16 protein-coding genes are annotated in these 12,625 nt (G+C 59.4%); 2 read left to right on the top strand and 14 right to left on the bottom strand.

Annotated features, from left to right (window positions below):
• Nucleotides 1-165 precede the first annotated feature (165 nt).
• Both IFT66_RS05565 and IFT66_RS05560 read left to right on the top strand, forming a co-directional pair.
• A complete protein-coding gene (locus tag IFT66_RS05565) occupies nt 166-549 on the top strand; it encodes an ADP-ribosylation/crystallin J1 (RefSeq protein WP_192076948.1) in 384 nt (127 codons plus the stop codon).
• Nucleotides 550-769: 220 nt separating this feature from the next.
• Nucleotides 770-1,054 carry a hypothetical protein gene (locus IFT66_RS05560; protein WP_192076947.1) on the top strand — a complete coding sequence of 95 codons (285 nt, stop codon included), beginning with the start codon at nt 770-772 and terminating at the stop codon, nt 1,052-1,054.
• A 734-nt stretch (nt 1,055-1,788) separates the two neighbouring features.
• On the opposite strand, the gene IFT66_RS05555 is transcribed toward IFT66_RS05560, so the two are convergent.
• The 14 genes from IFT66_RS05555 to rpe all read right to left on the bottom strand — a co-directional run bounded on the left by IFT66_RS05555 (nt 1,789) and on the right by rpe (nt 12,579).
• Entirely contained in the window at nt 1,789-2,994 is a 1,206-nt protein-coding gene (locus tag IFT66_RS05555) for a multidrug effflux MFS transporter (RefSeq protein WP_062456653.1), read from the bottom strand.
• A 118-nt stretch (nt 2,995-3,112) separates the two neighbouring features.
• On the bottom strand, nt 3,113-3,445 hold the full coding sequence (grxD, locus tag IFT66_RS05550) for a Grx4 family monothiol glutaredoxin (RefSeq protein ID WP_062456655.1): 333 nt from the start codon (nt 3,443-3,445) through the stop codon (nt 3,113-3,115).
• A gap of 145 nt (nt 3,446-3,590) precedes the next feature.
• Nucleotides 3,591-3,860: a hypothetical protein gene (locus tag IFT66_RS05545; protein ID WP_192076946.1), complete on the bottom strand. Its 270-nt coding sequence runs from the start codon at nt 3,858-3,860 to the stop codon at nt 3,591-3,593.
• Between the two features lie 16 nt (nt 3,861-3,876).
• A complete protein-coding gene (locus IFT66_RS05540) occupies nt 3,877-4,113 on the bottom strand; it encodes a BolA family protein (protein ID WP_062458029.1) in 237 nt (78 codons plus the stop codon).
• Between the two features lie 149 nt (nt 4,114-4,262).
• A complete protein-coding gene (purL, locus tag IFT66_RS05535) occupies nt 4,263-6,470 on the bottom strand; it encodes a phosphoribosylformylglycinamidine synthase subunit PurL (RefSeq protein WP_192076945.1) in 2,208 nt (735 codons plus the stop codon).
• A gap of 102 nt (nt 6,471-6,572) precedes the next feature.
• Nucleotides 6,573-7,070, bottom strand: coding sequence for an acyloxyacyl hydrolase (locus IFT66_RS05530; protein ID WP_092661132.1), 498 nt, complete (start codon nt 7,068-7,070; stop codon nt 6,573-6,575).
• A gap of 170 nt (nt 7,071-7,240) precedes the next feature.
• A complete protein-coding gene (locus tag IFT66_RS05525) occupies nt 7,241-7,639 on the bottom strand; it encodes a hypothetical protein (protein WP_174196610.1) in 399 nt (132 codons plus the stop codon).
• A 50-nt stretch (nt 7,640-7,689) separates the two neighbouring features.
• Nucleotides 7,690-8,364, bottom strand: coding sequence for a phosphoribosylformylglycinamidine synthase subunit PurQ (gene purQ / locus IFT66_RS05520; RefSeq protein ID WP_192076944.1), 675 nt, complete (start codon nt 8,362-8,364; stop codon nt 7,690-7,692).
• Entirely contained in the window at nt 8,361-8,618 is a 258-nt protein-coding gene (locus tag IFT66_RS05515; protein ID WP_062456667.1) for a hypothetical protein, read from the bottom strand. Before IFT66_RS05515 ends, purQ begins: the two co-directional genes overlap by 4 nt.
• A 17-nt stretch (nt 8,619-8,635) precedes the next feature.
• Complete coding sequence (purS, locus tag IFT66_RS05510) at nt 8,636-8,878, bottom strand: phosphoribosylformylglycinamidine synthase subunit PurS (RefSeq protein WP_062456669.1); 243 nt, start codon at nt 8,876-8,878, stop codon at nt 8,636-8,638.
• Between the two features lie 15 nt (nt 8,879-8,893).
• The gene (gene purC, locus IFT66_RS05505) at nt 8,894-9,658 is read right to left on the bottom strand and encodes a phosphoribosylaminoimidazolesuccinocarboxamide synthase (protein WP_062456672.1); all 765 of its coding nucleotides are present in this window, start codon (nt 9,656-9,658) and stop codon (nt 8,894-8,896) included.
• A gap of 236 nt (nt 9,659-9,894) precedes the next feature.
• Nucleotides 9,895-10,449, bottom strand: a complete 555-nt coding sequence (locus tag IFT66_RS05500; protein ID WP_192076943.1) for an RBBP9/YdeN family alpha/beta hydrolase — start codon at nt 10,447-10,449, stop codon at nt 9,895-9,897.
• Nucleotides 10,450-10,494: 45 nt separating this feature from the next.
• Nucleotides 10,495-11,802 (bottom strand): adenylosuccinate lyase, encoded by a 1,308-nt coding sequence (gene purB, locus IFT66_RS05495; protein WP_062456678.1) that lies wholly within the window; start codon nt 11,800-11,802, stop codon nt 10,495-10,497.
• Between the two features lie 102 nt (nt 11,803-11,904).
• Nucleotides 11,905-12,579: a ribulose-phosphate 3-epimerase gene (gene rpe, locus IFT66_RS05490; RefSeq protein WP_192076942.1), complete on the bottom strand. Its 675-nt coding sequence runs from the start codon at nt 12,577-12,579 to the stop codon at nt 11,905-11,907.
• Nucleotides 12,580-12,625 lie beyond the last annotated feature (46 nt).

The raw sequence follows: 12,625 nt of genomic DNA, 5'->3' as shown, positions 1-12,625 counted from the left end.
GCTTTTCGCGGGTGGTGAAGGCAAAGCAAACCAATCTCGCGGCACCGTTCTATGTCCGCAACGGGCCGAAAGGCGTCTTCGGCAGCGTTGCGCCAGAAGCGGACTTTCGTAATACCTGAAGCCTCGTGTAGAGCTACGAGATCAAGCGTTCTTGCGGAGATAGCGATGGAAAAAGTAACCCTTTGGCGATCTGTAGGTCCGGTCGAGTTGGAGTTGATAAAGCAGAGTGGCATGAAGGCATTTCCGCCCCGACTACCCGACCAACCCATCTTCTATCCGGTCCTTTCCGAAGACTACGCCATTCGGATCGCAAGGGATTGGAATGTCAGTCGCGACGGCGCAGGCTATGTCACCCGCTTCGAAGTTCTCAAAACGTTTCTGGCTTCCTACGCGCCTCAAGAGGCCGGGGGCCAAGCGTTGAGAGAATACTGGATACCTGCTGAAGACGTTGAGAGCTTCAACCAAGCCATCGTGGGAGAGATAGCTGTGATAAGGGCGTTTGGACACGAAGGGAAAGACATCGAACGCCCTGATGAAAGTCAGCTCTGAGCCGAAGCCGACCTCGGCAGCTTTGCGCCAATAGAAGGTATTCGTTAAATGGTAAGTATTCTAGGCTGCCCCCATAGTGATGACTTGCGGATTGGGATCGATGCATCTAGTGCCATGGACGTTGTTGGCAGCGCTGCTATAAGGGTCTCGTGTTTTGAGCGTTTTCAGGTTCAGAAAGACAGACGAAGTTTGGAGCTTAAGGCGTAGCATCGTCCTAGATATGATCGACTGGTGGATCGAGAGCGCCGGTTCTCGGCCCTTTCTCATCAAGTTCAAGCAGAGCTATGATTATGGATACAACCATGGTGACCTCACCGAAGTCGCCGACGCCGACAAGGCTGAATTGCGCGATCTTGTGCAATTGATGCTGAAGTCTGGATACGAGAACCAACTGCGATTGGACCCTGTGGCAACCTCGCACGTGCGAGAAAGCCTAACAGAACTCCAGCGGCTCCTTAACGCCGATCTTGAAGGCACGCCGCTCTATCACAGAGAGACAGGTTGACTTGAGCAGCCTCGGTCTTCTCCATACTCGATGGAGAAAGTAAGGGATGTATAAATTTCACCAACTCAATTGACTGCTTGGGCCGCATTGGGCCGACAGCCGACCTCGGCAGCTTTGCGCCAATTGCGGAGGTAGAACGTATTCAAGCTTGATCCAGTATCAGCGCAAGGAAGCATAAATTTCAACAACCCGGATGACTGCTGCCGGCCGGTTGCGGACATAGAACGGCGCCGGCCGCTTGCGATGTGCAGCACTATTGCTTCGCTCGATTTACAACGATTATGCGGCCCAGAAATACGATAACAAAGGGTGTCCATAGTGCGAGGACTAAATAGTAGACTGCGGTCGCCCCGACACACTCACTTTCATCGATCCGACAGGACTGAGCTACTCCAAGGCGAAGAGGTGACAGAGCGAGGGCTAGTGCTGCTCCAACAACCAGCGGAGACATCCATGTCGGGAAACCTTGGCGAACGATCAAGGTGAATGTGATGATTGCGATACAAGGCAGCAAAGCTATCAACCCTAAAGGCATAGTTTCTTCCCAGTCAGTCACAGACGTAACTGAATACTATGCGATCTGATTGTTGTCGCAATGTCCGTTATCGGCCGAAAGCTGACTCTCTCCGTTAGAGTGTCAATTCGCCCTCTACCTGACCGACCCTTCGAGACAAAGCGGAACCGAAAAAGGCCGGATCGCTCCGGCCTTTTTTGCGCTCTGACGTGATGGACTGTCAGGCCTTGTGGTTGTGGGGCCGGAAGAGCTTTCCCTTTTCGCCGATCAGCACGAAGATCAGGCCGATGACCGAGACGGTAAAGAAGCCTGCCACCATCGGGGTTGCCGTGCCGTCGAAGGCCTGGCCGATCGATGCGCCAATGATCGCGCCGCCGACCGTGCCCATGAAGCCGAGGACGGAGGACGCGGTGCCCGCCACGTGGCCGAGGGGCTCCATTGCCAGCGAATTGAAGTTCGAGGCAATCAGGCCGAACAGGAACATGGCCATGGCGAAGAAGGCCAGGAACAGCAGGAAGGGCATCGGTTCGGATGACAGCAACTGGACGCTCAGCCACAGGAAGGTGACCACGACGAAGCCGATGATGGCGGCGTGCGACAGCTTGCGCATGCCGAGCCTGCCGACCCAGCGAGAGTTGAGGAAGGCCGAGATCGACATGAACAGAGCGACCGCAGCAAACGCCACCGGAAACCAGACGCCGAGCTGGTAGATGCCGACATAGACCTGCTGGGCCGAGTTGATAAAGCCGAACAGGGCGCCGAAGATGAACGTGCTCGCGAGCGTGTAGCAAAGCGCCATGCGATTGGTGAGCACGATCAGGAAGCCGGCGACGATGGACTTTACCGTGAACGGGCGGACATCGGCCTGATCCAGCGTTTCGGGCAGCTTGCGGGCAACCCAGATCGTGACAATGATTGCGACGACGGCGATGAAGACGAAGATCAGGTGCCAGTCACCAAACAGCAGCACGAGTTGTCCCGTTCCAGGCGCGATGATCGGCACGATCATGAATACCATCATGATGAGAGACATGACTTCCGCCATGGCGCGACCGCCGAAGACGTCGCGGACGATCGAGACGGAGATGACGCGAGTGGCCGCCGAGCCGATGCCCTGGATGAAGCGCAGGATGAGCAGGCCCGCAAACGAGGGTACGAAAACGACGGCGATCGCGGAGACGATATAGATGCCGAGACCGATCAGCAGTGGCGTGCGTCGGCCGAAACGGTCGGAGATCGGGCCATAGAAGAGCTGGGCGATGCCGAAGCCGAACAGATAGGCCGAGACGACATACTGTCGATGGTTCTCGTTCTCGACGCCGAGTGCTGCGCCGATCTGCTGTAGTCCGGGAAGCATGATATCGATGGCGAGGGCGTTGAGTGCCATCAGAGCGGCCATCATGGCAATGAATTGTGCCCTTCCCATGCCTTGCAGCTTTGGGACAACGGGATGTGAAGGATTTGTCACGGGGGATTTCCTAAAGAATGGGAAAGGCGCCGTGGGAGCGGCGCCTTCAAAATTTTGGAGAGTATATCAAGCCGGATCAGGCTGCGCGGACGGTAATGCCCTGTTCCTCGATATGGGTTTTGAGCTCGCCCGACTGGAACATTTCGCGGACGATATCGCATCCGCCAACGAATTCGCCCTTGATGTAGAGCTGAGGAATCGTCGGCCAGTTGGAATAGTCCTTGATGCCCTGGCGGATTTCCGCGTCGGCCAGAACATTCACGCCCTTATAGTCGAGCCCGAGGTAATCGAGGATCTGGACGACCTGGCCGGAGAAGCCGCATTGCGGGAACTGGGGCGTGCCCTTGAGGAAGAGAACGACATCGTTCGTCTTGATTTCGTTTGCGATGAAGTCGTGAATGCCGCTCATGATCTTTCCTTTCACATGCGGTTTCAAGGACCGCTGCGGTGTCTTGCCCCTTAAATAGCAAGGTGACCTTACTAATTCCAGCGCAATTCCGCTTGAAGTGTCAAACTGTTTACGCCTTCGCGCGACGCCACCAATGACGTGCCCCTTAGGGCTGTCGACTGCGTTGCTTGCTGCGGCTGGTGGCGGTGCGCCGGCGGCTCGTCTGCTTTTTCGCTGGCTTCGCAAGTTCTGATCGCGTTCTGGGCTTTTTGCCGGTGAACCTACCCGTGGTCGCGGACCGCGTGCTTCCCGATGCAGCGGCGCGGGTCTGACGCTTTTTGCGCTTGGAAGGCGTGCGGCCGTGCGACTTGCCCAGAAGCTGCTTGACGACATCGTCCACAACGCTGGTAACGATCTGCTTGATCAGGTCGGACATCGCACCCGAAGCTCCGTTACTCTGATGGAGCGGAGGTCTGAAGCGCCAGGGCATGCAGAACGCCGCCCATATTGCCCTTCAGCGCTTCGTAGACCATCTGGTGCTGCTGGACGCGGCTCTTGCCGCGGAACGCGTCCGCGACGACCTCGGCTGCGTAGTGGTCACCGTCACCCGCCAGATCGCGGATCGTGACCTTGGCGCCGGGAATTCCGGCCTTGATCATGTCTTCGATATCGCCGGGACGCATGGGCATATTGTCTTCCTCTTCTTCGGCCGCAGACTCATATCGCGGCATGCTTTGACCGAAAGACTGCCTGAAAGCCGTCCTCCGGTCAAAGAGGTAACAACCTCAAATCCAGATTGCTAGAGGATTTGGATCGATCGACGCCGCCCGGTCGTTGCTCATGCCATGAACGAGGGGAACCAGCTCTCGTGAGCGATGGTGAGATCCTCGACAGTGATGTCGACGATGTCATCAACGACGACGCGTTCGCCGGCGACCTTGCCGAGGCGGCGGAAGGGCACGGCTGCACCTTCAGCATTGGCCTGCAGGAAATTGGCGATGTCGGCCGGAACGGCGATCACGTAACGTGCCTGATCTTCCCCGAACAGGAGAGCATGCGACGGTCCGCGCTGTTCCGACAGGCTGACGGTCATGCCCTTTTCGGACGCCATCGCCATTTCGACGAGGGCGAGACCCAGGCCGCCGGAGGAGATGTCGTGGCAGGCGCTGACGTGGCCGTTGCGGATTGCCGAGCGGACGAAGTCACCGTTGCGGCGTTCGGCGGAAAGATCGACGGTGGGTGCTGGGCCTTCTGTCGAGCCGAGGATGTCGCGCAGGTAGATCGAGGAGCCGAGATGGCTGCCATCGGTACCGATCATGATCAGCACGTCGCCGTCGCCGGCCGAGCCGATCCTTGCCATCTTCTGCCAGTCGGGCAGCAGGCCAACGCCTGCGATCGTCGGGGTCGGCAGGATGGCGACGCCGTTGGTCTCGTTGTAGAGGGAGACGTTGCCGGAGACGATCGGGAAATCGAGTGCCAGGCACGCTTCACCGATGCCCTTGATGGCGCCGACGAGCTGGCCCATGATCTCAGGCTTTTCCGGGTTGCCGAAATTGAGGTTGTCGGTGGCTGCGAGCGGTTCTGCGCCGGTCGCGACGATGTTGCGCCAGCATTCGGCGACCGCCTGCTTTCCGCCTTCATAGGGGTCTGCCTCGACATAACGCGGCGTGACATCGGACGAGAAGGCGAGCGCCTTGGTGGGATGGGTCTCGATGCGCACGACACCGGCATCGCCGCCGGGGCGCTGCAGCGAATTGCCCTGGATCAGCGTGTCATACTGTTCCCAGACCCAGCGGCGGCTGGACTGGTTGGCAGAGCCGACCAGCTTCAGAATGGCATCGTTGTAATCCGTCGGGGCTGCAACGTCTCCCGCTGCTAGGTCAGGGCGCGGGTTTTGCTGGATCCACGGACGGTCGTATTCCGGCGCTTCGTCGCCCAGTTCCTTGATCGGCAGGTTGGCGACTTCCTCGCCCTGATGGATGACGCGGAAACGCAGGTCATCTGTGGTCTTGCCGACGATTGCGAAATCGAGGCCCCATTTGACGAAGATCGCCTTGGCGACTTCTTCCTTCGAAGGCTCCAGCACCATGAGCATCCGCTCCTGGCTTTCCGAGAGCATCATTTCATATGCGGTCATGCGCTCTTCGCGGACCGGGACCTGATCGAGCTGCAGTTCGATGCCGAGGCCGCCCTTGGCGCCCATTTCGACGGCCGAGCAGGTGAGGCCGGCGGCACCCATATCCTGAATGGCGATGACAGCGCCGGTCTTCATCAGTTCGAGGCAGGCTTCGAGCAGGCACTTTTCGGTAAAGGGGTCGCCGACCTGAACGGTTGGGCGCTTCTCCTCGATATCGGCGTCGAATTCGGCCGATGCCATCGTGGCGCCGCCGACACCGTCGCGGCCGGTCTTCGCACCGAGATAGACGACGGGCAAGCCAACGCCCTTGGCTTCCGACAGGAAGATTCCGTCGGATTTTGCAAGTCCAGCTGCGAAGGCGTTGACGAGGATGTTGCCATTGTAGCGTTCGTCAAACTCGACTTCGCCGCCGACCGTCGGCACGCCAAAGGAGTTGCCGTAACCACCGACGCCGGCAACGACGCCGGAGACGAGGTGTTTTGTCTTTGCGTGGTCAGGGGCACCGAAACGCAGGGCGTTCATGGCCGCAATCGGCCGTGCACCCATGGTGAAGACGTCGCGCAGGATGCCGCCGACGCCGGTCGCCGCACCCTGGTAGGGCTCGATATAGGACGGGTGGTTGTGGCTCTCCATCTTGAAGACGACGACATCGCCGTCATCGATATCGACCACGCCGGCGTTCTCGCCAGGGCCCTGGATGACGCGCGGGCCCTTGGTGGGCAGCGTGCGCAGCCAGCGCTTGGATGACTTGTAGGAGCAGTGCTCGTTCCACATAGCCGAGAAGATACCGAGTTCGGTATAGGTCGGCTCGCGGCCGATCAGATCCAGGATCCGCTGATATTCGTCGGGCTTGAGGCCGTGGGATGCGACGAGTTCTGGCGTGATCGGGAAGCTGTTCGGAATGGTCATGATCTTCTCTATGTTGCGGAGCGAGATATGCGCCGCTCTTTAGCCTATGTCTTGACGAGGCGCGACAAGAAAATGCCGGCGCGCCACAGGCAAAAGCCGAGATCAGAACCGGTAACCTACCGTCAGACCCGCGCGGGTCAGACCATCGTTTGGTCCGTCGCAGAGATTGGCGTGAGACGAATGGCCCGCCTGCGCCAGGAGCTGCCAGTTTCCGAGAAGTTTGACGCCTGCGGCCACATATTCGTGGAAGAGTGCGCGGCAGCCAAGCTGAGGGTCGTCGCCGCTGTCCAGGTTGCCGTCATGCAGCGCGCCGCCGAAGCCTGCTTCCACGAAGACATTGCGCGTGACCGGCATTGTCCACGAGAAGCCTGCATAGACCTGGCTCGTTTCGCCCGTGGTGCTGAGTTCGCCGCCGACGTGAAGACGGGGCCGCAGGACCTTCTCAACGCCCGTCGCCTGTTCACGACCGAACGGATCGGTGAGGAGCATTCCCGTCAGGAAGACGCCGTTTTCCTTGCGACCGCTGTCCAGGGAGGTGAGGACTCCAAAACGCGCGTCGTCGAACAGTTGTTCGGCAGCAACGATCGGTGTCGCGACCATGGACAGGAATGCCAAGGGTGCAGCGAGGGCGATCCGCGCCGGCAGTGTCAGGGAAATCGGCGGCAAACTACTCTCCTCGAATCGGCTTTATGTTGCCGTTTGAGGAGAGAGTGGTCTGCGAAACTCGTACGGAGCTTACGCTATCGACAGAAGGCTTCTGACGGTCGAGATCAGCAGTTGGTGTTGCCAGCGGCCCAGCGTTGCACATCGGCGTTGACGCGGCCCGACACAGGCTCGCTCATCAGCGGGCCGAAGGTGGAAAGCTTGGCAGGTCTGCCCTCCGCCTGCACCACGAGAAGCGGACGGATATCGGACGAGCCCTTGCGTGTCAGAAGAAAGCGTGGACGACCGGAGAAGGACGTCAGTTCCGGCGCGAACGCGTAGGACTTGAAGGCCGGGTCGCCCGACCGGAACCAGCAGCGATTGGCGCCAACGGCAACCTTTTCCATCACGTCGAGCGCCGATGCGTTGCTGACCGCTTTGACGGGTGGTTTCGACTGGCAGGACGCGAGCGCGGTCCCGAGAGCGACAAGAGAAATGGCAGTCATAGTACGGTAAGAGATCTGCATGTCGTTCCCGGAGGGTTATGGTATTGTCTTCTACGGAGACCTGAGACCGGTCAGGCAGCGATCACGTCGAGCGCCGAGGCAAAAAGGCCGCGACCGTCACTGCCGCCATGCGCGGCTTCGATCAGGTTTTCCGGGTGCGGCATCATGCCGAGAACGTTGCCGCGCGCGTTGATGACGCCAGCGATATCGCTCAACGAACCGTTGGGGTTGGTGCCTTCCGCATAGCGGAACACGACCTGGCCCTTGTCTTCCATGGACGCGAGAGTTTCTGCGTCAACGAAGTAGTTGCCGTCATGGTGGGCGACCGGGCAGCGGATGATCTGGCCCTTGCCATAGGCGCGGGTAAAGTCCGTTTCGGCATTCACCACTTCGAGCTTCACGTCCTTGCACACGAACTTCAGCGACGTATTGCGCATCAGTGCACCCGGCAGCATGCCCGCTTCGACCAGGATCTGGAAGCCATTGCAGACGCCCATGACCTTCACGCCCTGTTCGGCCTTCTGCTTGATGGCCTGCATGACCGGCATGCGGGCAGCAATTGCGCCACAGCGCAGATAGTCGCCGTAGGAGAACCCGCCCGGAATGACGATCAGGTCGATATCATCAGGGATCTCGGTTTCCGTCTGCCAGATGGTGACGGGCGCCTGGCCGGAGATCTTGGTGAGGGCGGCGATCATGTCGCGGTCGCGATTGAGGCCGGGAAGCTGGACGACGGCGGACTTCATGGGTGCGGTTCAAACCTTGCCTGTGCCTCAGACAGCTCGCGCAGCTCGAGGCGGGTTTCGATACGGTCGAGACGCAGGTCGTGGCGCGCCAGTGCCGTGTGGATATTATGCATGTCCTGATGGAGCGATATCATCGCACCACGCATGGCATTCACTTCTGCCTTCAGATCCCGTTGGCCGATTTTGATGTCAGATATGTCTGCTTGCACGCGCTTCATCAGTTCGTACATGAGTTCATTCGTGACGTCGGCCATGACACACCCCGCAACCGTTAGTCGATTGCGATAGTATAGTTCTCGATTACCGTGTTAGCCAGAAGCTTTTCGCACATCGACTTCAAGTCTGCTTCGGCCTTTACCTTGTCGGTGCCCTCAAGGGAAAGGTCGAACACCTTGCCCTGACGAACATGGCCGACGCCTTCAAAGCCGAGGCTTCCGAGCGCGCCTTCGATGGCCTTACCCTGCGGGTCTAGAACGCCGTTCTTGAGCGTAACGGTCACGCGTGCCTTGATCACTGAATATCCCCCGAATTACTTGACAAGAACCGGGCCGGTCCCGCGGAGCGGCTCGTTTTCGTTGATGATGCCGAGACGGCGCGCCACCTCGGAATAGGCTTCGACCAGACCGCCGAGATCGCGGCGGAACCGATCCTTGTCCATCTTTTCCTTCGTCTCAATATCCCAGAGACGGCAGCTGTCGGGCGAGATCTCGTCAGCCAGGATGATGCGCATCATGTCGCCTTCGAAAAGGCGGCCGCATTCGATCTTGAAATCGACGAGCTGGATGCCGACACCGAGGAAAAGGCCGGACAGGAAGTCGTTGACGCGGATGGCGAGCGCCATGACATCATCGAGCTCGGCCGGGTTTGCCCAACCGAAGGCGGTGATGTGCTCTTCGGACACCATCGGATCGGCAAGCTGATCGGACTTGTAGTAGAATTCGATGATCGAGCGGGGAAGAACGGTGCCTTCCTCGATGCCCAGACGTTCCGACAGCGAGCCGGCGGCGACGTTGCGCACGACGATCTCGAGCGGGATCATCTCCACTTCCTTGATCAGCTGCTCGCGCATGTTCAGCCGACGAATGAAATGCGTGGGAATGCCGATCTTGTTCAGGTGTGTGAAGAGATATTCCGAAATGCGGTTGTTCAGAACGCCCTTGCCGTCGATCACACCGTGCTTCTTCTTGTTGAAGGCTGTGGCATCGTCCTTGAAGAACTGGATCAGCGTGCCTGGCTCCGGGCCTTCGTAAAGGATCTTTGCCTTGCCTTCGTAAATACGGCGGCGACGGTTCATGATTGTTTTCTCGTTGTTGGCACCCGGGGCAGGCGCAATGGATCGTGTTTGTGGGGTCCATATCGGAAAAGATCGCATTTCACAATGCGGGGGCCTTCCGTCCGGTTTTCATCCCGATGAAAAAAGCTATGCCGGCTCCCTCTACCGCATAGGCCGCAGACGACTCAGTCGTGTACCGCGGCAACTTCCCAGCCTAGCAGGAAAAATGCGTCTTGATTCCGGCGTGCCCCCCGAGTTCAGGGCTTCAGTTTGCCGAGGAACTGGGCAAACACCATCGTACCCTCCGGCCAGGGACCATGCCCCGATTCCGCGTTGATATGCCCGGATTCCCCTGCATCGACCAAGACCGATCCCCAGGACGCGGCGATATCGTCGGCGTGCTCGTAGGATCCGAACGGATCGTTTCGGCTGGCCACGGTAAGCGTCGGGAACGGTAGCGGATCGCGCGGGTAGGGGCCGAAGGTCATCAGGTGTTTTGGCCTGATCTTCGGGTTCTCGACCTCGGGCGGCGCAACGAGAAACGCACCGGCGATCTTCTTCTTGAAAAGAGGGATCGCATGGATGGCGGTTGCCACGCCCAGCGAGTGGGCGACGAGCACCACCGGTCGCGTCGAGGCGTTCACCTCTTCCACGAGCCTTTGGACCCAGTCGTCCTTGACTGGCTTTGCCCATTCCGATTGCTCGACCCGGCGGGCGGTGGCGAGTTTAGACTCCCACCGCGTTTGCCAGTGGCCTGGGCCGGAATTGGTGTAACCCGGGATGATGAGGATATCGGCTTCGGATGCTTTCATGCCGCTAATCTGTGTTTGCGTGATTTCAATATCAAGCTGCCTGTATCACGCTTCGCCAAAGACGCGGGTGAAGATCGTGTCGACATGCTTGGTGTGGTAGCCGAGGTCGAACTTCTCGCGGATCTCTTCCTCGGAAAGGGCGGCCCGGACTTCCTGATCGGCCAGCAGCTCTTCGAGGAAGTCCTTGCCTTCTTCCCAGACCTTCATGGCATTGCGCTGCACCAGACGGTAGGCATCCTCGCGCGAGGTGCCAGCCTGCGTGAGCGCCAGAAGGACGCGCTGGCTCATGACCAGACCCTTGAACTTGTTCATGTTCTTCAACATGTTCTCTGGGTAGATCACCAGCTTTTCGATGACGCCGGCGAGACGGTTGAGGGCGAAGTCGAGGGTGACGGTCGTATCAGGGCCGATGGCGCGTTCGACGCTCGAGTGACTGATGTCACGCTCGTGCCATAGAGCAACGTTTTCCATCGCCGGAACCACCGACATGCGCACAAGGCGGGCAAGACCGGTCAGGTTCTCGGTCAGAACAGGATTGCGCTTGTGCGGCATGGCCGACGAGCCCTTCTGGCCGGGCGAGAAGAATTCCTCCGCTTCCAGAACTTCCGTGCGCTGCATGTGGCGAATTTCGATCGCGACGTTTTCGATCGACGAGGCGATGACTCCGAGGACCGCGAAATACATCGCATGACGGTCGCGCGGGATGACCTGCGTGGAAACCGGTTCTGCCTTCAGGCCGAGCGCTGCTGCGACATGCTCCTCGACGCGGGGATCGATATTGGCAAACGTGCCGACGGCGCCTGAGATCGCGCAGGTGGCAACTTCCTCACGGGCTTCGAGCAGACGGGTCTTGTTGCGATACATTTCCGCATAAAAGCGCGCGAAGGTCAGGCCCATCGTCGTCGGCTCGGCATGGATGCCGTGGCTGCGGCCGATGCGGACCGTATCCTTGTGCTCGAAGGCACGGGTCTTGAGGGCTTCAAGAACGCGATCAATGCCGGCGATCAGGATGTCGGTCGCCCGCACGAGCTGGATGTTGAAACAGGTGTCGAGGACGTCCGAGGATGTCATGCCCTGGTGGATGAATCGGCTGTCGGGGCCGACGAATTCGGCAAGGTGGGTGAGGAAGGCGATGACGTCATGCTTGGTGACGGCTTCGATCTCGTCGATGCGCGCGACATCGAATGTTGCGCTGCCGCCTTTTTCCCAGATCGTCTCGGCCGCCGACTTCGGGATCACGCCGATCGCGGCAAGCGCGTCGCAGGCATGCGCCTCGATTTCGAACCAGATGCGGAACTTCGTCTCTGGAGACCAGATGGCGACCATCTCGGGCCGGGAATAGCGAGGGATCATGAGCGTGCGGCTTTCCTGTCAAGTGTTGCCCAGCCTGTAGCAACAAGCGGGCCAAAGCTCAATAACTTCGGGTTTGTTTGCGGGTAAGAGGGCGCCTGATGGTTAGCGCGCGCTGCTTGCCGCTGTTTTCAGTGCGTCGATATTGCGGCGGTAGGCGTCGATGCCGTCACCCTTGTAGATGGCGGAGCCGGCAACGAAGACGTTTGCGCCGGCAGCGCTCGCAGCGCCGATCGTGTCTGCAGTAATGCCGCCGTCGACTTCGATCTCGATCGGGCGGTCACCGATCAGGGACTTCGTCGCACGGATCTTGTCGAGCATGGCGGGGACGAATTTCTGGCCGCCGAAGCCTGGGTTGACGCTCATGATCAGGATCAGATCGACGTCATCGAGCACGTTTTCGAGCGACGACAGCGACGTTGCCGGGTTGAGCGTCACACCGACCTTCTTGCCGAGGCTGCGGATCGTCTGCAGGGAGCGATGCAGGTGAGGGCCCGATTCAGCGTGGACGGTAATGCTGTCGCAGCCGGCCTTGGCGAAGGCCTCAAGAAAGGGGTCGGCCGGTGCAATCATCAGATGGCAGTCGAAGAACGCATCCGTATGCGGTCGCAGCGACTTGATGACGTCAGGTCCGAATGAGATGTTGGGTACGAAATGACCATCCATGACGTCGAGATGCACCCAGTCGGCACCGGCCTGCACGACGTCGGTGACTTCCTGGCCAAGCTTGGAGAAATCGGCGGCAAGAATGGACGGTGCGATTCGGATCGGCAGGGTCATGGGATTGGTCTCCGGTTTTCGGAAGGCTTTAACATCCCGTTGCGAC

Source organism: Rhizobium sp. CFBP 13726 (assembly GCF_014841925.1).
Classification (GTDB): domain Bacteria; phylum Pseudomonadota; class Alphaproteobacteria; order Rhizobiales; family Rhizobiaceae; genus Neorhizobium; species Neorhizobium soli.
This window is presented reverse-complemented; position numbering and strand designations above follow the sequence as displayed.